At 51.8% G+C, this 21,807-nt stretch carries 16 protein-coding genes, 2 tRNA genes and 1 pseudogene; 15 read left to right on the top strand and 4 right to left on the bottom strand.

Going from position 1 to position 21,807, the window contains the following annotated elements; genetic code table 11:
• Nucleotides 1–103 precede the first annotated feature (103 nt).
• Entirely contained in the window at nucleotides 104–1,405 is a 1,302-nt protein-coding gene (gene codA / locus EL645_RS04410) for a cytosine deaminase (protein ID WP_174845292.1), read from the top strand.
• 21 nt (nucleotides 1,406–1,426) lie between these two features.
• On the opposite strand, the gene EL645_RS04405 is transcribed toward codA, so the two are convergent.
• Nucleotides 1,427–2,110, bottom strand: coding sequence for a hypothetical protein (locus EL645_RS04405; RefSeq protein WP_126548894.1), 684 nt, complete (start codon nucleotides 2,108–2,110; stop codon nucleotides 1,427–1,429).
• 330 nt (nucleotides 2,111–2,440) lie between these two features.
• Here EL645_RS04405 and EL645_RS04400 point away from each other — a divergent pair, with 330 nt between their 5' ends.
• Nucleotides 2,441–4,957: a GAF domain-containing sensor histidine kinase gene (locus tag EL645_RS04400; RefSeq protein WP_126548893.1), complete on the top strand. Its 2,517-nt coding sequence runs from the start codon at nucleotides 2,441–2,443 to the stop codon at nucleotides 4,955–4,957.
• Nucleotides 4,929–6,326: a sigma-54-dependent transcriptional regulator gene (locus EL645_RS04395; protein WP_126548892.1), complete on the top strand. Its 1,398-nt coding sequence runs from the start codon at nucleotides 4,929–4,931 to the stop codon at nucleotides 6,324–6,326. Before EL645_RS04400 ends, EL645_RS04395 begins: the two co-directional genes overlap by 29 nt.
• 5 nt (nucleotides 6,327–6,331) lie before the next feature.
• Here the strand turns inward: EL645_RS04395 and EL645_RS04390 are convergent, their stop codons facing one another.
• Nucleotides 6,332–7,333: a GAF domain-containing protein gene (locus EL645_RS04390; protein WP_126548891.1), complete on the bottom strand. Its 1,002-nt coding sequence runs from the start codon at nucleotides 7,331–7,333 to the stop codon at nucleotides 6,332–6,334.
• Between the two features lie 218 nt (nucleotides 7,334–7,551).
• Between EL645_RS04390 and EL645_RS04385 the strand changes: the two genes are divergently transcribed.
• From EL645_RS04385 to EL645_RS04350, 7 genes are all read left to right on the top strand, one after another.
• On the top strand, nucleotides 7,552–7,935 hold the full coding sequence (locus EL645_RS04385; protein WP_126548890.1) for a response regulator transcription factor: 384 nt from the start codon (nucleotides 7,552–7,554) through the stop codon (nucleotides 7,933–7,935).
• Between the two features lie 112 nt (nucleotides 7,936–8,047).
• On the top strand, nucleotides 8,048–8,506 hold the full coding sequence (locus tag EL645_RS04380; protein WP_126548889.1) for a hypothetical protein: 459 nt from the start codon (nucleotides 8,048–8,050) through the stop codon (nucleotides 8,504–8,506).
• A gap of 98 nt (nucleotides 8,507–8,604) precedes the next feature.
• Nucleotides 8,605–8,677: transfer RNA gene (locus tag EL645_RS04375), tRNA-Pro, on the top strand.
• Between the two features lie 4 nt (nucleotides 8,678–8,681).
• Nucleotides 8,682–8,754, top strand: a tRNA-Gly gene (locus EL645_RS04370).
• Nucleotides 8,755–9,093: 339 nt separating this feature from the next.
• Entirely contained in the window at nucleotides 9,094–9,663 is a 570-nt protein-coding gene (locus tag EL645_RS04360) for a hypothetical protein (RefSeq protein WP_126548887.1), read from the top strand.
• Nucleotides 9,624–10,280 (top strand): integrase catalytic domain-containing protein, encoded by a 657-nt coding sequence (locus tag EL645_RS04355; protein ID WP_126548886.1) that lies wholly within the window; start codon nucleotides 9,624–9,626, stop codon nucleotides 10,278–10,280. The genes EL645_RS04360 and EL645_RS04355 overlap by 40 nt, the downstream gene beginning before the upstream one ends.
• Nucleotides 10,281–10,385: 105 nt before the next feature.
• Nucleotides 10,386–10,568, top strand: coding sequence for a hypothetical protein (locus tag EL645_RS04350; protein ID WP_126548885.1), 183 nt, complete (start codon nucleotides 10,386–10,388; stop codon nucleotides 10,566–10,568).
• 433 nt (nucleotides 10,569–11,001) lie between these two features.
• Here the strand turns inward: EL645_RS04350 and EL645_RS45275 are convergent, their stop codons facing one another.
• Nucleotides 11,002–11,349, bottom strand: a complete 348-nt coding sequence (locus EL645_RS45275) for a hypothetical protein (RefSeq protein WP_161977104.1) — start codon at nucleotides 11,347–11,349, stop codon at nucleotides 11,002–11,004.
• A 167-nt stretch (nucleotides 11,350–11,516) separates the two neighbouring features.
• Here EL645_RS45275 and EL645_RS45270 point away from each other — a divergent pair, with 167 nt between their 5' ends.
• The 5 genes and pseudogenes from EL645_RS45270 to EL645_RS04320 all read left to right on the top strand — a co-directional run bounded on the left by EL645_RS45270 (nucleotide 11,517) and on the right by EL645_RS04320 (nucleotide 21,125).
• Entirely contained in the window at nucleotides 11,517–11,999 is a 483-nt protein-coding gene (locus tag EL645_RS45270; protein ID WP_161977103.1) for a tyrosine-type recombinase/integrase, read from the top strand.
• 395 nt (nucleotides 12,000–12,394) lie between these two features.
• Nucleotides 12,395–14,020, top strand: coding sequence for a DUF2397 domain-containing protein (locus tag EL645_RS04340; protein WP_126548883.1), 1,626 nt, complete (start codon nucleotides 12,395–12,397; stop codon nucleotides 14,018–14,020).
• A 16-nt stretch (nucleotides 14,021–14,036) separates the two neighbouring features.
• A pseudogene (locus EL645_RS45265) lies at nucleotides 14,037–15,313 on the top strand (TIGR02678 family protein).
• A 22-nt stretch (nucleotides 15,314–15,335) separates the two neighbouring features.
• On the top strand, nucleotides 15,336–19,742 hold the full coding sequence (locus EL645_RS04325) for an SbcC/MukB-like Walker B domain-containing protein (protein ID WP_126548880.1): 4,407 nt from the start codon (nucleotides 15,336–15,338) through the stop codon (nucleotides 19,740–19,742).
• The gene (locus EL645_RS04320) at nucleotides 19,743–21,125 is read left to right on the top strand and encodes a TIGR02679 family protein (RefSeq protein WP_126548879.1); all 1,383 of its coding nucleotides are present in this window, start codon (nucleotides 19,743–19,745) and stop codon (nucleotides 21,123–21,125) included.
• Nucleotides 21,126–21,338: 213 nt separating this feature from the next.
• Here EL645_RS04320 and EL645_RS04315 read toward each other — a convergent pair whose 3' ends face one another.
• Entirely contained in the window at nucleotides 21,339–21,773 is a 435-nt protein-coding gene (locus EL645_RS04315; protein WP_136625164.1) for a hypothetical protein, read from the bottom strand.
• Nucleotides 21,774–21,807 lie beyond the last annotated feature (34 nt).

The following is a 21,807-nucleotide window of genomic DNA, read 5'->3' as shown; positions in this document are numbered from 1 at the left end:
TTGCAGATACTATAAGAGGTATCTCTCGTTCGAGAGATGCCTCTTTTTTGCCAGTTTCAGATTGGCCGAGCCAGCAAACCTGCTGGATTTGGAAAGGAAGTTTATGCCATACGATGTGTTGATTCGCCGTGCGCGCCTGCAGCGCCGGAGCGAACTGGTCGATATTGCGATACAGGATGGGGTGTTCGCGCGTATCGGGTCTGATCTTTCGTCTAACACGGCGCGTCAGGAGATCGACGCTGATGGACGCCTGCTGTCACCGCCTTTTATTGATGCGCATGTACACCTGGATGCTGTTTTGACGGTAGGGCAGCCGCGCTACAATAGCTCCGGCACATTGCTGGAAGGTATCCAGATCTGGAGTGAGCGCAAGCCGAGTTTGACGCATGAGGATGTGAAGCGACGGGCCCTGGAAGAGATACAATGGGAAGTCGCTCAGGGAACGCTGCATATTCGCAGCCATGTGGATGTATGTGATCCAAAGTTAACGGCTTTACGTGCTCTGTTAGAGGTACGTGAAGAGGTACGCGATATCTGTGATCTGCAGTTGGTAGCCTTTCCACAGGATGGCATTCTCTCTTTCCCCAACGGACGCGACTTGATGCGCCAGGCAATGGAGTTGGGTTGTGATGTGGTGGGTGGGATTCCCCACTATGAATGGACGCGCGACATGGGTGTAGAGGATGTGCACTATGCCTTTGAACTGGCCAAAGAGTTCAATCGCGATATTGATTGCCATTGTGATGAAACAGATGATCCACTCTCTCGTTTCACTGAAGTAATGGCGGCTGACACTATCCAGCGGGGCTGGCAGGGTCGTGTCACGGCCAGTCACTGTACCGCGATGCACTCATATGATAACGCCTATGCCTTTAAACTGATTGGCCTGCTGGCCCGTGCGCAGATGAATGTAGTGGCGAATCCTTTTGACAACGTCGTATTACAGGGTCGTTTCGACACCTATCCGAAGCGACGTGGTATTACCCGCGTCAAAGAGCTCCTGGCCGGCGGCGTCAATGTTGCCCTTGGTCATGATTCTATCATGGATCCATGGTTCCCCATGGGGCGTGGTGATATGCTGGCGGCGGCCCAACTGGCGCTCTTCCTCTGCCATATGAGTGGCTATGATGAGATTGATGCTGTACTCGATCTGATTACCACCAACGCCGCGCGAGCCCTGCGTATCCAGGATCGCTATGGTATTGAAGAGGGCAAGCCCGCTGATTTTCTCCTACTGGATGCGCCAACGGCCTTTGAAGCTCTACGACTACTACCCGTGCGTTTATATGTCTTCAAACAGGGTCGCCAGGTTGCCAACACCACGCCGGCGCAAAGTCTGTTGCAGCGCGGGGGAACAGCCCGGCAGGCTGGGCAGATCGTAACCTTCCGTCCCCGACCGGCATAAAAATATGCCGGACAGTTCAGGCTAAACGATATTGATGGCACGCCCGATCAAGACGGTCAAAATGACCATAGCGATCAAGGCTTCGACCATCATTAATGCCTTGGCGCGATGACTCAATGGGTAGGTATCCGCGGGACTGAGTGCCGTCGCGCCAGTGAAGCCTAAGAACAGGTAATCAAGGAAATGGGGGACCCAATTTTTGGTGTTTCCATCAGCTTGTTGGGGAAACAAAAAGTCGGTCGCTTGATGGCCTATTTCCGCGCGTCTATGCGGGCCATTACCATCGATTTCCCAGTACCAGAGTCCAAAGACCAGTACATTGGAGCTCCACAACAGAGCTGCCGTACGCAGCAAACTGATAGCATCCCTCCCTTGATGCCTGGCTGGCAAGGTCGTAATCAAGAGCACCACACTACTGATCAGAAAGATCGTGATGATCCCCAGCAGACAAAAAGCAATGAGGCGATTGGTGCGCACTGAAAAAGGATGTTGCAGCAGGTAAGCAATCGTACCTGGCAGGATAATCAAAAGCTCAAGCAGCAGCGGTAGCCAGCTGGGGCCTGGCGTAATATGTTCTGGCAAAATAGCATATAGCACACCAAAAATGAGTGTGGCAACCGTAGAAACCCAGAGCGGGGCCACTTGAGCTGGCTGCGTGACGCGGTGGTTAAATACTGTTGGTGATAGCTTTCTTATCTGTGGCATGGCTTGAATAACGATCCCCTTTACCCATAAAATCAGGATCTTATGCCGTCCAATCGTATGAGTGCAGTTGCCTGACAGGCGCACCCGTTTCCTGGAAACTGATCCATTCTCATAGCTGAGTCAGTGACAGCATGCTATGTATTCTAAAGCATAATGAACATACTGGCAACGTGTTTGCTGCATCAGAAATGTGTAAAGATAATCTGTTGCTAGAATATGACAATATATTCATAAATTCAGTGTGCAGGTGCAAAAATACCGCTATTCTGGTATAGTAAGGTATAATTCTCACTTAAGCGTTCCTCTACTGATGAAGGATGTGATAACGTATTGGATGAGGAAGAGGGGGCAGATGTGACGATGGATGTGGAGCAATGTTCCGACCAATTACACATACCAGTTATCATAAATACACTACTCAACAATTTTAGTGCGGTCACCGATTACCGCACCTTGCGTGATAGTTTACCGAGACGATTAGCGACCCTGCTACAGTGCCGGTGTGTACTCCTCTATCTACTGGTTGGCGAGACATTACAGCTTGCCTCTGGTTCATTTGATGATCTTCCAGGGTGGTCAGCGGCCTTACTGGCGGTGGCCCATGTAAACCCTATCAATGTGCAGGGTGACGAGCCTGAAGCCTGTGCGTGGCGCGAGCGGAAAGTTATCTTGCGTCCTGCGGAGTCGCCTAACTTGCTGGCTGTACCTCTGGTCTATCGGCAGCGTGCCATTGGTGTGATGGTTTTGTTGCGGGGAGCCGATGAAGATGAGGATGAAGCCTGCTACCCTGTTTTATGGCCTATGGATATGGATGAGGCTATTGAGGCCGTTGCCAGTGTGGTCGCGCTGCTGCTGGAGAATACACGCCTGTTGGAGCGTGATCGAGAGCGTATCCACGAGCTATCCCTGTTGAATAGCATTAGCAGCCAGATGAATGGCTCGCTGTTTGAAGTTGAGCGTCTGCGCAGCGCGGTACTACAGCGCACCCGTGAGGTGGCGCGTGTAGATCTGTGTGAACTACTAGAACCCGATACCAATATTGCTGAAACAAACTGGTTGACGCCGCGTTTGCGGAACTTGCTCTTTCAACGTTTCCGCGAGCAGCGCTCACTCATGCCACTGGTGATTGAGAGACCCGGAGATGGCAAGCATGCCTATGTGCTCGACTACTTTGAGGAGCTGCCCGCGCGCGTCAAAACCTTTTTTGCTTTTCCCTTGTTGCGGAGCCAGCCTCTGGAGCGTTCCATGGGAGAACAAAATCACAGAGATGGCACCGAGCCAGGCCAGTCCACCCATGTTTTTGGCTGTATCGTGGGTGGCTATTATCATCCCTGGAAGATGCGCCAATCCGAAATTGCCCTGCTGCAGGTTGTGTCAGGCCAGGCCAGTGCCGCATTGGAGAGCCGCTATCTGGTAGAAGAGGTCGTAGCCGCCAGAAACGAGGCACGTCGCCTGTTGCGCCAGGTGTTAGAAGATCAACGGTTACATGCATTGATTCTAGAAAGTGTGCCGAGCGGACTGATTGCGACCGACCAAACCGGCTGTATTCACACTTTTAATCGAGCGGCCGCCATCATTCTTGGCTATCATCCTTATGAAGTACTGGGCCAACCCTTGCAAAGAATTCTTAACCTGCGTGCCAATCATGGCGTTGCCACTACCGATGGTAGCAGCTATGCTATGCCTGAGCGGCAGCAGGAGGCCTTTCTGGTAGGTATGCATACGGGTGAGGCGCAGAGTGAGACCATCGTGACTGTGGACCGCTATGAGCGCGAGCTGGTGTTAGAAGTGGATATGCGCCCTCTATTGGATGACACTGGTACACAAATGGGACTCTTAACAACTTTTACCGATGTGACGACCATGCATCGGTTAGAGGAAGAGCGGCGACGTTTGGATCGCCTGGCCTCACTAGGGGAGATGGCGGCCAGTGTGGCCCATGAGGTACGTAATCCATTAGCTTCTATTAAAACCTCGATTCAAATGCTCCATAATGATTTACTGCTGGAGGAAAACGATCCTCTTGTTCAAACTTCATCCGTTGAACAGCGCGCCTGGATTCAGGAATCGACAGCAGTGGTGCTTAAAGAGGTTGAACGGCTGGATTGTATCGTCAGGGACTTATTGCTCTTTGCCAGACCCCGTCAGCTGCATCGCACACGCTGTGATATTGTTGATCTCTGTGAGCAAGTCCTTGCGGTGATCCAAAATCAATGTACAGAAGCCAATATTGAGATTCATCGCATCTTTGACGAACTTCCCCCGATCTGGATCGATACCGGGCAGGTTGAGCAGGCAATCTTAAATCTCTCGTTGAATGCTATTCAGGCTATGTCTGATGGAGGAGTATTGACCTTTGCGTGTCACAGCATCTCAACAGAACAGGCGATTTACGATACCGCAGGCTCCGATTGTCCGCCTACCCAGCGGCCTTCTGGTATTGCGGGTAATGCCTATGCCTGGTTGATTGACAAGCATGTGAGCCAGAAAGAATTCAGGGTCGATCAATGGCTGGAGATACTGATCAGGGATACTGGTGTAGGGATTGCCCCTGAGCAGTTGAAGCATATCTTTCAACCCTTCTATACTACCAAGGCTCATGGTATAGGACTGGGGCTGGCGATTACACGCAGGCTCATTGAAGACCATGGAGGGTATCTACGCATCGAGAGCCAGTACGGCTACGGAGCCACGATTGCGCTGCGCATGCCCTATGTCACGGGCGATGTGATCTCAGATCACCCCTATGCCCCGCCTTTCACTCCCAGGGGGGAAATGTTTAATTATCCATTTTTCCAGATACTGCAGAGGTGTATTCATGAGTTTAGCAATTCTCATTATCGATGATGAACCCTATCTGCCACACCAGTTTGCTCGTTTTTTTAAACGCCATGGCTACGAAGTTTTTACCGAGTCCGATGGCGAGGCAGGGCTGGCAGCACTACAAAGGCAAACCATCGATCTGGTATTGCTGGATTTGCGTTTACCCAGACTGAGCGGGCTGGAAGTATTGTCCCAGATTCGCAAGTTTGATGTAGACGTACCTGTGGTAATTTTGACCGCTTATGGGGATGTGCAGACCGCGGTTGCGGCAATGAAATTGGGAGCTGCTGACTATTTGCTGAAAGGGTTCGATCTGGATGAATTATTATTGGTGGCCCAACGAGCATTAGAGACCAGTGCGATGTCACGAGAACTGCGTCAGTTGCGCCAGGAGCGTAGCGATAACTATCATTTTAGCCATGTCGTTGGGCATAGTGAACGCATGAAGGAGGTGTTTGATCTGGTTGCCCGTGTAGCGCGCAGCGATGCCTCTGTTTTGATTATTGGGGAGAGTGGGACAGGCAAAGAGGTTGTGGCGCATGCTATTCATGAGCAAAGTGCTCGTAGCGTTGGCCCCTTCCATGCGCTCAATTGTGCTGCTATTGCCAGCCATTTATTGGAAAGCGAACTTTTTGGTTATGAGCCCTACGCCTTTACAGATGCAAAAAAACAGAAGCGCGGCCTGCTTGAATTAGCCGAAGGAGGGACCCTTTTTCTGGATGAAGTGGGTGAGATGCCACTCGACATGCAGGCCAAGTTGTTGCGCGTTTTAGAGACGCACTCTTTCTTTCGTCTGGGAGGTAGTAAAGAGGTCAAACTTAATGTACGGGTGTTAGCGGCGACCAATCGAGATCTAGAACAGGCCAGAGCCGATGGTTCGTTTCGCTCTGATCTCTACTTTCGCTTTGCCGTACTGACTATCCCTTTACCCCCCTTGCGAGAACGCCCGGGTGACATTCTGCTATTTGCTACCCGTTTTATTGATGATTTTAACAAAACGATGGGACGTAATGTACACCGCATCTCTCCCGAAGCGCAACGCCTCCTGTTAGCCTATCGCTGGCCCGGAAACATCCGAGAGCTGAAAAACGTGATTGAAAGGGCGATGATTTTGAGTAGTAGTGATGAATTATTGCCACTGCATCTGCCCCAGGAGATCGTTGGCCAGGCTGACCCTGCGAATATTGCGTTGAATGATCCCTGGGAACAGTGGCTGAATGCGCGACCAGTTGGCGCGGTCTCATTAGAAGATATCAATGCTCGTTTTGAGAAGCACCTGGTACGCTGGGCGCTGGAAACAGCAAAACATAATCGCACTCAGGCAACTGAACTACTTGGCCTGGCCAAGGTAGATCAGTTACGTTACTTGATGAAAAAGCACAGTATTGATTAGATTTTTTATTGAGGCTTATGCATCTCAGTGTGTATGGTATGATATGCCAGCAACTCGGTCTCTAATTCTCTCCAGGCATTCAGCTCGATCTCGGCATTGCTAAAATGTTGTTGCTGTTGCATGGCCTGCTGAAACTTATTTGTAACGCGCTGGCGGAAATTGGCAAGAATCGGTTTCTGGATGTCTGGTTTGGGCATCACTCGTAACTCAATCATATGTGAGGGATAGAAATCTTCCTTCTCAAACGCCAATGAAATGAGATCACTAAGTGTTGCCAGGAGGGTCAGGCGTTGTTGTGAAAAATAGCTAGCCTGGGTGCTGGATGCCAGTAGACAGCCCGCGATGCGGCCTTCAAAACGAATGGGATGGGCGGCCGCGCTCACCTCAAAGGAGTCCTGGACCGCGGGGAATGTTTTACTCTGGCGTAAATCATCGTCGCTAACGATGTGGCGTACTTCTACTGAATAGCCTGAAAGCGACTCCAGGCCCAGGAAGAGCACATCGTGTTCCAGGTCTGCGGTCCATGGCGGAGTCCCTTTGCCAGCGCGCTCACGGAGACTGCGGATCTTTCCATCCGGTCCTGGAGGCATACACTGCACAAGTTTGACTGCCATACCTAGCCGATTGGGATCCAACTGCGCCAGAGCTTGCTTCAGGACTAGCTCGCTAATGCGCCAGAAGCGTAAACTTTCTGTAGTGGTAGTGCGTATATTTAATACCTGAGCAAAAAATTCTGAGGGAATATGTTCAGAACTATCTTCGGTCAGCCAGGATTGAATATCGGGATATTGTTGTTCGAGTGCTTCAAGCAACTCGGGCCGCTGGCTTGTATTCACAACTTGGAGTAAATGGATTAAATGTTGCTTTTGAGGTTTGGATTCACCACTGGCCCAGCGTGACAGCGTCATACTTGTCACACCTAGCGCTGATGATAAACGCTGGCGTTCGCCGGATGATTTGATGATCCCCTGCAAGACACTTGACCATGAAGGAGGAGGGGTGACCATGTCTTTCCACCTCTTTTGCTACTACTAAATAGATTGATGTCAGATCCTGGTGCATATGATAACAGAGGCCGTGCCGTCAGTCAACTCTTCATCTGTTATTGCATGAAAAAAATGTACTTCAGTAACGTATTGGTGAGTACGAGTTGTACTTCTCTCGGGAAATCTGTATCATAATAATAAGAGCGACGGCAAAAAGGTGAGGAAGTCAGGTGGAGTATATGTCGAAGAGAGTAATTGTGGTAGATGACGATAAAGAGATCCGTGAGATCATCACATTTGTGCTGGCTCGCCATGGTTATCAGGTAGAGGCAGTCGCCAATGGGCAGCGGCTTCAAGCTTTGTTGGCTGCTCAACTACCCGATTTGATAATTTTAGATGTCATGATGCCAGGAGAGGATGGTTATCATATCTGTAGGAGTCTACGAACCAATCCCAACACGCACGCTATTCCAGTAATGATGATTACTGCGCATGATGAGGATATTTACCAGCGTATCAGTACCGACCTGGGAGTGGTTCAACACATGACCAAGCCTTTTCATCCGCTTGCATTAGCGGAGAAAGTGCAGAGTATTTTAGAAGTAGAATCATACAGTCGTTGAGTTCATCTTCTCACTGCTAAAAATGATAGCATAAAGTACTTGTCTCTACGCTGAAAAGTTGGTATCATTACAAGCAAGAGCGTCCTGACGAGTTCAAGGAAGCAGAGCGGCTATGCCAAATAGATATGAACGTGAGATCGAAGAAATCCTACGTAACCTGGAGCAGACTGACCCCAAAACAGGGAAATCCCAGAAATTTGGAGAAAGATTTCGGCGCCGGCCAGGGCCAGGTCCTAACCTGCGGGCACCGCAACCACGGCCCATTTCCTGGAATCTTTCTACTTCTGAACGCCTGTTAATAGGAACCATTATCTGCGCAATGCTGGCTGGAGCATATGCATATCTGGCCGGACAAAATGTTATCACTTTGATTTTAGCCCTGGCAGGGTTTGTTGGCGTGGTCGTGGTTGCTTTATCGAATTTTACTGTGCAGTCGCGTCGTCCACGTTCTGTGCGTTATGGCAATACCACCATAACACCTTTACGACGTGGTCCCTGGGACACTATAAAGACGCAGTGGAACCTTCTGCTCCTCAAAATGCGCTATCGGCGCAAAGACAAAGATGAGTAATCGAGTGAGCGAGAAAAACCAATTTTTCCACTATTTCGAAATTTCAAAAAAAAGTGCTTGACAAAGCTCTAGAGGGGTGTTATAGTACACAGTGTCGACGGGGTGTGGCGCAGTTGGTAGCGCGCCTGGTTTGGGACCAGGAGGTCCGCAGTTCGAGTCTGCGCACCCCGACTTCGCGGGAGTAACTCAGTTGGTAGAGTCCCTGCCTTCCAAGCAGGTTGTCGCGAGTTCGAGTCTCGTCTCCCGCTTTTTTCATGTCTATCGTCCCCTTGCAGGCCGATGAGAGGCCGCTTCGTAAGAAGCGTTCGCCATCAGGTCAGCAAGGGGACGATTGTGTTTTTGGAGCAAACCTGTTCAACGACAGCCTGCCATCTCTCTGTGCATTGCCTCACCAAAATCTTCCTCCCCAGTTTTTCTATCGCTCTTTTGTTATTCTGGATTGTGGCCAGGCCGCAAGGGCATCGACAGCCCTGGCCAGACTGAAAACCAGCCAGTATACTCAAGGGCAATAGGAAGATTTTGATGAGGCAAGCGAAGCCGCACTTGTCGTAGAGATATACTGGAATGGAAAGATAAAGGGGGATGGGGTGGCAGAAAAGGCGCCGATGCACGTCAGACGGGCTTTCCTCCAGCAGGTTGCGCCTCGGTATCAGCAGGCTTTTGCTTCACAAAAATGCACCATCCTGGATGGGTTTGTCTGCACCACCGGGTATGCGCGCAAATATGCTCGCTGGCTGCTCAATCATGCTGAGGAGGTGTTGCAGACCACGGCTGCTTCTCGCCACCGCTATGGGCCAGAAGTGCACCAGGCATTAGTGTTGGCCTGGAAGACACTGAACCAGATTTGTACAAAGCGGCTGATCCCGTTTCTGCCCAGTATCATCGAATCGCTTGAGCAGTATGGACATGTACAGCTCAGCGAGGAACACCGTCACCAACTGCTCTCCATCAGCGCCGCGACGGCTGATCGTATCTTAGGCGCCTATCGTCAGTCACGCCCACGCGGTGTGTCCACGACACAGTCTGGCCCACTCCTCAAACAACAGATCCCCATTCGCACGTTTGCGCAGTGGGATGAGACGCTGCCGGGCTTCTTAGAAGCGGATCTGGTCGCGCATTGTGGGGGCGTCTGCAGGGAGGGTGCCTGTATACGCTGACGCTGACCGATGTCGCGACGGGATGGACTGAGTGTCTGCCTCTGCTGAACCGTGGGCAAGAAGAGGTGGTGACTGCTTTGCAGCGCGGGTGTTTGTTCTTCCCTTTTCCCATTCTCGGGATTGATACAGACAATGGTGGCGAGTTTATCAACGAAGCGGTGGCCTCTTATTGCGAGCGGGAGCAGATCACCTTCACGCGAGGGCACCCCTACGAGAAACGGGATCAGTGCTTTGTTGAGCAGAAGAATGGAGCTATCGTCCGCCAGGTGGTTGGATACGGTGCTTTAAGCGGTATTCATGCGTGTCAGCAACTGGCTGAGCTATACCGTGCCCTGCATGTGTACGTGAACTGCTTTCAACCGTCAATGAAGCTGGTCGCGAAACACAGAGAGGGAAGAACGCTGCGCCGTGTGTATGATGCTGCCAGGACACCCCTGCAACGGCTGCTGCTCTCTGGCCTTCTTCCTGATTCGCGACAGCAAGAACTGAGAGCGATGGCCAAGGGGCTTGACCCTCTGCGCCTCTTCGACCAGGTGACACAGTTGCAGCAGGCCGTCTTTCAGTGTGAGATGGACCGATGCCCTGCTGGCTCACCGATGTCGGCACCTACTCTGTAGAGGTTTACGCTTTATGGCGAGCCTGCACAACTTTCAGTCTCTGATGGGCGAGAACAGCAAGAAGGACCATCACTTGATGATGAGGGCCAGAAACCACGGAATGCCATGCCCAGAGACGACTGGCGGCACACGAGCAACGATCCATTTGCTGAGCAGTGGGAGCAGATCCTTGCCTGGATCCAGGCGAATCCATCCCGCAGTAGTGGAGACATCTTTTGTGAGTGTCAGCGCCGACGCAAATGTGAGCCGATCCTGGCGCGTTTTGACTCAATGACCCAGGGAGTGTAGCAGGCTTCTCACCTGGTATAAAGGCCGCTGCGCTTTACCTTGACACCAGGTGAGAAGCCTGCTCAGATAAATGAGAAGCCATTGAAACGAAAAAAATAATCATTTCTTTCTTTGTTCAAAAAAGCACGCATTTGAGCTCGACACCGGCTCACATTTGCGTCGGCGCTAATATGAGCTTCAGTCTCTCTTTCCTGGGCGCTATCAGCCGGTGCATCTTCACACCCTCCAACGTGGCGTGCGCAAAATCCGGACCTATCTGCTTGCAATGCGTGAGGCAAACAGCAGGGATGCGGCAATCCAGGGAAGTCCGTTTTCGACTGGTGGCGTCTGCCAGGTAACGACAGGATTAGAAGGGGTGGCTCCCTCTATCGCGTGTTCGGTTGTTTCTGCTGTGGCTCCCTCTGGAGATGAACTGGGTCAGGCGAGTCAGGCCCTACACACCCAGGTGCCTCTTCCTCGCCCGAATTCCAAGAGGAGCGCAAAGACGAATGCTCAGCGCCTGACCATCGAACACGCCATCCACGCGTATCTCCAGACCCACCACAAGGCAGGCCATTGTCCAAAAACGCTGGAATGGCATCAGACGGCACTGCGCCAGTTTCAACAGTATCTCCTTGCCGAATGTCATCTCCTCTATGTCAGTCAGATCACACCAGCAAACGTCCATGATTGGATTGCATTTTTGTGTCAGGCGCCCACAACCCGCGGCTCGCCGCGCACGGTGAGTACTATCGAAACGTATGCACGCTCGGTGCGTGCTTTTTGCGCCTGGCTCGTGCATCGAGGCGATCTCCGTTGTTCTCCCATGAGCGAGGAGGTGTTTCCACGAGCGAGTGTGCCACTTCCGCCTTTTGTGCAGCCAGAAGCATTTGTGCAGTTGATGGAGCGAGGTTTTGCTCTAGCCACTAGGGACCCAGGGAGCGGAGGATTGCTACACGCAATCAAGCCGTGCTCTGGATCCTCTTTGAAACCGGGATTACGGTTTCTGAACTCTGTGCGTTGCGTGTGGGGGATGTGGACCGAAAGATGGGCATCCTTCGCGTCCGGGGAAAAGGAGGGAAAGAGCGCAGGATGGCTCTGGGATCGGTATGTCTGGGGTCTCTCCTCTCCTATCTGGATCAGTTGCATGAGAAAGGGCGAGGAAACCGTGATGATCCGCTTTTTCATTCCGAAAATGGTTGTTCGTTGACCAAAAATAGTCTCACCCTTGTATTCGCTTGGCTGCGCAAGCGAGCAGGAGCCAGTGACACATCAATCACTCCTCAGATCTTGCGTCACAGTTTTGCCTTTCGCTACTTGCAGACAGGAGGAAATCCCCATGGTTTGCAATTACTGCTGGGGTATGAGGGAATGGCCCCAGTCAGGCAGTATCTGCGGTGGTATGATCAGTTGGTTCGCGATCGCCTGGAGAAAAAGGCTGAACCAACCTGATCAACACGCGGCTGGAATGGCGCTTGTGATCTGTGCAAATGATGACGGTGGCTGAGACCAGGAAGAGCAGCCGTGGATGAGATTACATTTTATGCCTCTTGCGTGAATTGGGGGCTACAGTTTGAAAGATTGGACAAAACTGGTAAACTAAGAATTCGATGGAAGAGGAGATGAGAGCTTCCGCAAGTCGGGGAAGGCCTGGAAAGTAAATGGAGTTGAAAGGCTGCCACAAGTCTACAAGCTCCTTGCAGACTTGTGCTATGATTGTCTTTTTGAAGCATACCAGCATCTTCTCTCTATCTAGAGCATATTGGAATGGAAGTAGTTTGTAGTATTTCAAGCTATCGTTTGTATGTTGCATGATTACGCATGATATCCGTTTGTAAGCATACGCCATGGGATTGGATAGTATGGAGCATCGTGAACAACCTATCGAGGCGAACACTGTCTTTAATTTAACTGATCGCCTGACGATTTTTAGCTATCTTGTATCTTCGAATCGTGTACGGTGGTATCGTGTGATTATGCGCACGTTCTGGCATTATCACCGTGAACTGTATCGCTATCAGTTAACCGCCCACGAAGTGCGAGATGCTCTTCGTGAGCAGTTGGATCCTGAATACTCATTGGAGCAGTGTCAGAATGATCTGGCGGCATTGAAAGAATGGGGATGTCTGACGACGATCTATGATTCGAGTCGGGCGACGTCGATCGCCAGTTTTCTCTCACCAGCTCTGTTGTATCAGGCAACGCCAGAGGCAATGGCGATTGAGACGTTTCTGGCAGAACAGACCCGGGCTACCGCCAGTAGTGGTGCCCTGCGTCAGGGTGATCTCTCGCGCTTGTGGGATATGCTCCTGCGTATTGATGAGATATTACAACAGGATCTGGCCGCATTCAGTACATCTCAGTGTCAGGAACTTGCTGATGAGTGGCAACGTGCATTTGAAATATGGAATACCATGGCTCGCGAGGCGGCGCAGTATCTCGCGAATATGATCAGCGCTTCACAGTCCAGTAAACCTGACTTGGAGGCATATCAGCACTATAAGTCTGCGGTTGTCGCGTATGTGCACGGTTTCGCCCAGGCGTTGACCCTTTATGGGCCTCGTATCCGTGAGCAGATTGCGCAGTGGAGTGAACGCAGTACATTGGAGGCATTTGTGTCCTTGCTGGCACAGTATCTGAGTCCGCCTACCCCGATGCTGGAACAGGTGCGGACGGAAGATGAATTACGGCTGGACGCGCAGAAACAGGTTGATGCGCTGGCCGCCTGGTTCGCACCTGGAAAGAACGCGGATGCCTTCAGGCGTAATGCGCTGGCGGAAGTAGATAAAGTTGTGCGTCGCGCGGCTTCGCTCGCCTCAGCATCCCGCCCCAATGCGAACTATGCACAACAATTGCATCTGCTGGCCCATATATTATTACAAGCTCGCGATGGTGAGACTGCGCAACAACTTTTCTCGGTCGCCTTTGCTCATCCCTTACCGATCCATCTTTCCGAGGGTTTGGCAGGGACTCCCAGTGATCTCTACATGCCTGATCAAGCGACAGCCTGGCAGGAGGAACCTGTTAGTACATTATATTTGCGTCCTGTGAGTCGCGCGAATCGTGGCGAGCATGCCCGAGAAGATCCGATTATTGATAATCGCCTGCTGACACAGAGTCTTATTGAGCAGCATGAGGCGCGTTTACAGGAGCAGTTGCGACGTTTGAACCATCTGTTTGCGCAGGAGCGTCTGGATATTGGGACGTTGAAGAAAGTGACTGCGCAGGAACGTACGATTTTACTGGATATTATCGATAGCTGCCTGAGTCAACCATCCCACCAGTGTCGTGCGCTTGATGATTCCATTGTGGTGCTTCTTAATCCAGAAGAGGCTGAGTATACATTGCTCAAAGCCTCTGATGGCGTGCTTTTGTTGCCACGATATTGTTTGGAACGACAGATGATGCCTGCTCTGGCGGCTGTTTCCGCGCGCGATAGTCAGGAGATGGAGGGGGAAGACGTTGATAGATGAGCAGTTTGTGCCTGGAATGCTGAAGGGGGTATCTGATCAAACCCTGCCAGCCGATCTGATCAAAGCTCATGTTGTTCTCCTGGAGCGAGAGTTGATACAGGCGAACCAGGGTGATCTCTTTCGCCTGGTGCAGCATCATTATTATCGACTGCAGAACTGGCATGATCAACATACCAGGTGGCGCATCCAACGGAGTAGTAAGGTGATTCGCCTGGAGCGCCGTCTGAGTGCCACAACACCTGGCTATCTTTATGATCGTTTGCGCGAGCCGCGTGATTTTGCTTGTCTGACGTGGATTCTGTGGTATGCGGAGAATCGCCAATTGAGTGGACGTGGGAATGACCAGCAGTTTTTGTTATCCCAACTCGCGGAACAAATTCAGGAGCAATCCGCTCAAGAGCAAGATGGAGGAGGCGAGGACGCCTTCGATTTTCGTCGCCCTGGCGATCGCTATAGTATTCAACGTGCTTTGAATTACCTGGAAGGCCTGGGGGATTACAGCTCGTTGATGGGCAGACCCGTGAATGGGTGGCACAGGCGGTCGATGCTGATGCTCTCTACGAGTTTACCGAGGTCAGTCGTTCGCTGATCGCCTCTTTGCGTATTGACCAGGTCCTACAACTTGCTGATGTGCTTGCTGATGCCGAAGCAATATTGGAGCCGTCTCGCATGTTGATGATTAGCGGTGTGCCCGATCTCACACGGGCATGGCGTGCGTTACTGTTGGGGCCTGCGCTCTTTAAATTTGATGATCCCGCCGCATTTATGGCTGTGCAGCAACATGCTGACCAACTGGCGAACGAATTGTTAGCGACATTTGGCTGGCTGCTAGATGTACGGCATGACTATGCCTGTATTGTGCGCGCGAGCGGAAGTAGTAGTGGCCCGGTCAGCGTGCTCACACCATATGGAGCGAATGATCATATGGCCTTGCTGCTTTGTACTGCCATACGTGAGCAGGTTCATCATGGACTTTGGAGTGGCCCCGATGCCAATGGATGTCTTCTGGTGACCATTGAAGATATGGCTGCTCTTTTCTATAGTGTGCGTGAACGCTATGGTGATAACTGGGGAAATGAGGCACGAAGCCGTAGTTCCCAGAGCCTGTTAAATGATGTCTATCGTAAGATGCGGCAGATGGGGGTCATTCGTGGTCCGGGTGATTCTGGCCATGTGCTTGTGCTTCCAACGGCGGCTCGGTATCGCGCGACTTATGACACGCCTTCTGCGGAAACGGCAAAGGCGACGACTCTGATACGTAATCGCGGGAAAAATAATCGCAAACGACAATAGTGCTGGAGAGAGATGAGGATGTATGCAACGCACTTTTGATTCTATGGCTGAATACCTTCCTGATGGCGCGCATGCAAGGACATGCAATAGTCAGATCACAAACTTTGTAGAGATGTTGCAAGCCTTGGACGGAGGTCCAACAGGCTATCGTTTGCGGCGTATCATACTTACGAATTTCTGGCTCTACGGACAGCAGGAATTCGAGATTCCACATGGCCGACTCTTTCTGGCTGGTGAGAATGCCAGTGGTAAATCTACTGTTTTGACGGCCGCTTTACCACTGGCGCTGGATGGTGATCTGCGTCCCAATCGCCTGGATACATTTGGTGGACGCGAACGCCGTATCGAGTATTATGTGCTGGGTGGTGCTGATTCCGCGACCCCATTTAGTCATGAGCGCCGTACCGCGTATATTGCGCTGGAATTTGAGTGGTGTGATCCTGATCATCCCCCCATTGCTCCTGAGATCAGCCAGCGTTGGGAAAATGGTGAACGTGAGAAGACCCGTTTCCTGACGATCGGTGTAAGTATCGCTGGCAATGCCAACACGACCGAGCGAATACGTCCGTTACGTTTCCTGATTACAGATGGCTCTCGCCTGGGCTATGAACTGGATACCCTCTATGAGACTGGTTCCAGGCATGAAAAACGCGCGTATGATCATCAGCGTTTTAAACAAATACTGGAAGGTCATGGGATCGTGTGCGATTCGCAGGCTGACTATGAACGGCAGGTGGCGCGTTACCTGTTTGGCTATCAGGAAGTGAAGGATTTTGGAGCCCTGATTAACCTCTTGCTGATCCTGAGACGTCCTAATCTAAGTACTGAGCTCAACTTTTCTCGGGTCCATGAGTATCTCAAAATGTCGTTGCGCAAGATTCCCGCGGAAACCACAGGACACGTGATTGGGACGATTGAGCGGATCGATGGTATCCAGCACGAGATTGAGCAAATTCAGGAAGCATATAATGCAGCTCAACGGCTGCACCTGGCCCGCCAGCAATTGGCATTGGCGCAATCACAATTGGCGGCGTGCGACTACCTGAGCGCCTATCTGGCTGAAAATACCGTTGAGGCTCGATCGACTCGACAGCGCCGAGATTTAACGGTTGCCGAACGTGATCAGGCCACCATTGAAGCCAGCATCGAGGCGCTTCAGACCGAAGCATACCAGGTGGATGGACAGATATCGGCTCTACAGGTCAACGAAGGATTACAGATCGCGACCCAGCTTGGCGCTGTCCGTGAGCGTTTACAGGAGGTCGAGGCCCAGCTACGGTTACAGGAACAGAGCTTGCGTTCTGCTCTCCAGACCGTGGAGACCAGCACTGAGAGCCTGCAGCGTCAATCTCAGAGATTCGGAGCGGTACAGACTGCTAGTGTGACGCAGTTGCGGGGATTAGTCACGATCGCGCGCACCGAGGCGTTCTGGGAGATGGCGGCCTTCCAGCTTGAAGAGGCTTTGAGCCAGGTAGACGCTCTCACCGTGGATGTAGGGGCATTGCCTGAGACTCCTCTGGCGTTCTTTACGTTATTGGGTGAACCTGCTCAGGAACGCGTCAATCAGCTCAAGCAAATTGAGTCCTTGCATCAGCAGTGTGAAAAGCTGGATGCCCAGATACAGTATATGCGTAATCTGGAGGCAGCGCGTTTTCAAGAGCTTGATGAAGCGCGGCAACAATTCCAATCCGCCCAGGATCGGATAGATGACGCGTTATATATGCTGGCCCAGACGTTAGATCCGCTGGCGACGCGAACCGGATTGTCCTCGCTGTTGGGTGATGCTCAGTCCACGTCAGATGATTCCAGCGATGAGTTGTCGCCTTCGATGATTGTGGATCAGGTGGCGACTGCCCTGCAGTCGTACCGGCAGTTGATTGAGCAGTTGGAGCAGAGCTTTGTGCAGCAAGCAAAGATGGCTCAGGATGCATTGCACGATCTGCAGATAAGCGTCGGCGGCAAGGGTCAGGAGATCAAAGAGATATCCACCCTCTATGAACAAAAGCTGGCTGAGCCAGAGTATGTTCCTGCTCGCACTGAGCGACGGATTGCAGCTCGTGCCCAACTGTCCGCGCAGGGTATTGTTTCTCTTCCGCTCTATGAATTGCTGGACTTCGCGCCCGATCTTGAGGCAGGGCAAACTGGACGTATTGAGCAGATGCTGACAGATTCCGGTTTGTTGGATGCTCTGGTTGTGCCTGCTAGGCAATGTGAGCAAGCAGATCTTATCCTTGCTCAGTCCGATCTCAGTGACTGTCGTTTGCAATTGGGGGCGTTGGCCCCAGAAGGAGCCGCCAGCACTTCTCCTTCTCTCTTGCGCCACCTGCGCTTTGATGAAGCATTGCGTGAACGTCAGGATACGCTCGCAGATTTCGCGACATGGCAGGAGACCGCAAGGGATGTGCTTGTGGCGCTCGCCCGCTCTGGTAATGATGCGGCTTTTCCCTATCAGATGCAGGAGCAGGGGCTTTGGAATCACGGGCTATTGACAGGGCATGCTGGATCTGGCCAGGCACACTACATTGGGAAGGCGACGCGCTTGCGTGCCCGAGACGAAGCATTGCGGCTATTGTCAGAGCAGAAAAATCGGCTGGAGCAAGAATTAGCTGCATTGACCAGCCAACTGGACCATCAAGAGCATCTCCTGGCTGATGTGCGGGAGCAGCAGATGAACGTACGGTTGGTGCTCCCACAAAGCGGCCTGGCAGATAGCTTTGTGTCATTATCGCAAAGTCGGACCGTGCTGGAGAAAAATCGCGATAAATATCAGAAGGCCCGTCAACAAACCCAGGAGCTGAGGCAGCAGTACAATATGCAGCGTGCTCAGTTAGAGCGGCTTGTTGAAGGTCATGATGGGTTGGGGCGTGGAGGAGAGCAGATTCAACAGACATTGCTGGCCATGGTCCAACTCCAAAATCAAGCTCGGACCTTGCAAAGTCAGTTTGTTCAACTGCAGCAGATCTGGGAAGAGTGTGGCCGGATCCGGGCCGCTGCCATGCGTGCTCATGAAAATGAGCAGAATGTAGCCGGGCTGTATGATCGCATCCAGATGCAAGCGGTACAGATACGCGCTGAGTTCACGGAGCTTCAGCATGTTGCGGAATCCTCGAATGTTGAAGAACTGACGACTCGTTTGTATCACCTTCGCGAGCGTAATGGAGTACTGACCAAAGAGTTGGAGACGCAGAGACTGACGCATGCACGCCTTGACGAGCGTATCCAGAACTTGAGGACGTTACTGACAGAAACAGAGGAACAGCTTGGCGTCGTGCAACAGGAGCGAATGCGGCGGCAGCATGACTTTGCGACGTTGCTGGCAGCCTACCCGGTTGAGCAGTTGCAAGAGGCCTATCTCGCGGCTCAGCAAGAGAATTATCTGCGCGCTGGCCAATTGTTGCTGGGGGAAATGACGCGTGAGAGCGATATGGTTGCACGCCGTGAGTTGCTGGAGCATGTGTATCGAGAAGCGTATAACGCACTTGTCCGTGCGTTCAACCATGAGCAACCGTTCCTGCTTGAGTATGGGCCCGATCTGGATGACCAGGGGCAGATCAGCTTTTTAAATGAGAATCGGAGCCGACCGGTTGAGCTCTTAGAACTGCTCGGTGAGCGTATCGAAATACATCGGACCTTGCTTGGTGCGGAAGAGCGTCAGCTGTTTGAGGACTTTTTGCTGCAGGAGATTGCTGAGGCTATTCGGACACAGATTCTTGAAGCGGAAGAATGGGTGCAGGAAATTAATCATGTGCTGAGTCGTTTACCGATGATTGGTGAACATTATTCTCTGCAATGGAAGCCCCCGGCTGAATATGATATGACGAAACTGGGTAGTCATCTCGCGCAGCACTATCGCCTGTTGCGCAAGCCCGCACAGGCATTGACCTCAGAAGAGACAGAAACCCTGATGAGCGCGTTTCGCCGTGAGATCGAGGCTGTGCGTCTGCGCCAGCAAGACAGTCCCGATATGAATTTTATTGAGGCGCTGGAACAGGTTTTTGATTATCGTGAGTGGTTCCATTTTGATGTCTGGGTGACGCAGGTTGGAGGTCAGCGTCAGCGGCTCACCGACCGTATCGCGGGCACACGCAGTGGTGCGGAGCAACTTTTCGCGTTATATGTCCCGCTCTTTGCGGCGCTGGGTGCGCTCTATCGGAACGCCGCGCATGGCGCGCCACGCCTGTTAGCGCTTGACGAAGCTTTTGATAAGGTGAGCGCGGCGAACACGCAGCGTATTATGGAATTTTTGATTTCGCAGGACTTTCAATGGATTATGACTGGACCACAGGTGAGTGGTTCTGGCAGTAAAATGGCTGCCAGTGGGCGCTATCTCATGATTCATGAGAAGGGGTCCCCTGTGGCTACTGCCTCAGCATCTTTCTGGTCTGATCAGCAGACGGTGACGTCGATGTTGCATCCTGGAGGAAAATAGGTGGCGGACATTGACCAGAGTGACCATCATGCAGATTCATTTGAACCATATGTTGATGACGCACAATCTGTCCGACAGATGGTGACCTTTTTTCAGCGACCAGCTTTTCAACGACTCTTACAAATGTTACGGCAAAAGTATGTTGAGCGTGGCGCGATCGAGGGACAGGTGGTGCTTACAGCGAGCTTGCCAGAAGAACGGCGCGAGATCGCCAGTTTTTTGGGGAAGCCTTTGTACGCTACGGATACCATGCGGATTAAACTGCGTGATGTAGAAGCTGCATTACGTCAAAGTCGTTTTCAGTGTTCCCTGGTGGACGTGTTACAGGCGATGTTTCCTGAACAACCACTCATTACTCGCCCGCAGCAGCGCCTGAAACGGTCGCATCGGCAAGAGCAATTCCGGCAACAACTTCAGGCTTTGCTGGCTTCGCAGGCTGAGTGGCAACAGGGATATCGCTGGTTGCTGCAGGGTAACCATGGTCTGGCATGGCTGTTTAGCCAGCATAAGAACGCGCCAGCAGAAGAGCAGCAACGCCAATTGGCCAGTATACAAACGGTACTCCTTGCCTTGAATCGCTTGCCTGAAGCGACATCTCCACAACGGCTGGCAATCTTTGCCCAGCGTCTTACCGGCGATCCACATTGTCTGGATGTGGGGCGGCCTGCGGGTCGCCTCTTCCTCATGGCTCTGAATGATCTCACTGATCCACCACTGGATGCCGCTTTCCAGGGGAGGGCCATGGAACTTCAGCTCTATCACAATGCTCATTTACTTGTCGATACCATCTCATCATCAGTGGCCGTTTTTAATCTGGCGCATGCTGTGGATCTGGATGACAAATCTGATCCATTACTAGAGGCGGCTGGTGCTCGCATCCTTCTGCTGCCGCTGGCGCAGCTTCTGCGCTGGCGACGCATTACACCAACCGCGCCCACTATCTATTTGATCGAGAATCCGCAGGTTTTTGAGGAGGTTGTTGCCAATCTGGCTGACTCTCCAGAGTCCAGGGCTCCCACCGTTATTTGCACATCTGGCTGGCCTGGAATGGCTGTGATGAAATTATTAACTCTTCTGGCGCAAGATGCTTCTGACCGTCATTTTTATTATAGCGGTGACTTTGATCTCAAAGGTTTGCAGATTGCGTCCTATCTGCAAGATGCCTATCCGCAGCACTGCCGATTTTGGCACTTTGATCCCCAGGATTATGCTATGGCATTGGGAACGGGTGAGGGCATTGTGGCCTCCAGTGATGAATTGCAGCAACTTCAGTTACTTAGCGAACGTTTTGGCTCCCTGATAGAGCAGATGCGGATGATTGGACGCTGGGCTTATCAGGAAGGTATTGTTTCTTTGCTGATCTCCGATTGTTGTTTGACCTGACTAGCAATACATTGCATTGCCTCATCAGATCTCTGGCACCGTCTCTCTTAGGGGTTATTTTCCTGCATCAGCGAGCGCTTGTTCTAGAATATCAGCGACGCCTAGATGCGGTGCGAATTGCCTCAGGTACACGGTATCTAGCGTATTTCCTCGTTTGATCACTTCAACGATATCATTCCATTGTCGTGTGGATATTCCTCCTCCCATTTTCCATCAGTTGAGTTTTGTGAGAATGACATCTTCTGGCGAGGCCACGTAGAAGGGGCGGTTTCCTGGTTCAATGACCTCCTCCCGCGCACGCCCGAGTTCGTGGCGTGCAAACTCGCTTGACTTCAGCACGAACACGTCAACTTTGATGCCCGTATCATTGTGGAGCACGTTGAATGAAGACTGCTTCACAATGGCCCCTCGGATCATAGAACCGTCAATGTAATAGTCATTTTCAAGCACGTTCACAAGCGTTTGGACATGATGCCGCTGAATGGCCGCAATAATATCGACATCTTGCGTTGCTCGTCTTCTTCCGTGAACGGAGCTCGCCACTGATCCTCCGATAAAATAGGGGATGTTGAAGCGATCGAAGGCATCAACAAGAGGCGTAATCGCTTGAATAATCTCTGGGGTATTCATGGGCGAAGAGGAGGACATGCGCATTTCCTTCCTGCAAAGTGAAACTATTCAA

The sequence above is a fragment of the Dictyobacter kobayashii genome (assembly GCF_003967555.1).
GTDB lineage: Bacteria > Chloroflexota > Ktedonobacteria > Ktedonobacterales > Ktedonobacteraceae > Dictyobacter > Dictyobacter kobayashii.
The sequence above is the reverse complement of the archived record's forward strand: the minus strand, read 5'-3'. Positions and strand labels throughout refer to the sequence as shown.

Coding starts and splice junctions, on each gene's coding strand:
- codA (WP_174845292.1), top strand. CDS start 104: ATGCCATACGATGTGTTGATTCGCCGTGCGCGCCTGCAGCGCCGGAGC.
- EL645_RS04405 (WP_126548894.1), bottom strand. CDS start 2,110: ATGCCACAGATAAGAAAGCTATCACCAACAGTATTTAACCACCGCGTC.
- EL645_RS04395 (WP_126548892.1), top strand. CDS start 4,929: ATGAGTTTAGCAATTCTCATTATCGATGATGAACCCTATCTGCCACAC.
- EL645_RS04390 (WP_126548891.1), bottom strand. CDS start 7,333: ATGGTCACCCCTCCTCCTTCATGGTCAAGTGTCTTGCAGGGGATCATC.
- EL645_RS04385 (WP_126548890.1), top strand. CDS start 7,552: ATGTCGAAGAGAGTAATTGTGGTAGATGACGATAAAGAGATCCGTGAG.
- EL645_RS04380 (WP_126548889.1), top strand. CDS start 8,048: ATGCCAAATAGATATGAACGTGAGATCGAAGAAATCCTACGTAACCTG.
- EL645_RS04350 (WP_126548885.1), top strand. CDS start 10,386: ATGCCCAGAGACGACTGGCGGCACACGAGCAACGATCCATTTGCTGAG.
- EL645_RS45275 (WP_161977104.1), bottom strand. CDS start 11,349: ATGCACGAGCCAGGCGCAAAAAGCACGCACCGAGCGTGCATACGTTTC.
- EL645_RS04340 (WP_126548883.1), top strand. CDS start 12,395: ATGGGATTGGATAGTATGGAGCATCGTGAACAACCTATCGAGGCGAAC.
- EL645_RS04325 (WP_126548880.1), top strand. CDS start 15,336: ATGCAACGCACTTTTGATTCTATGGCTGAATACCTTCCTGATGGCGCG.
- EL645_RS04315 (WP_136625164.1), bottom strand. CDS start 21,773: ATGTCCTCCTCTTCGCCCATGAATACCCCAGAGATTATTCAAGCGATT.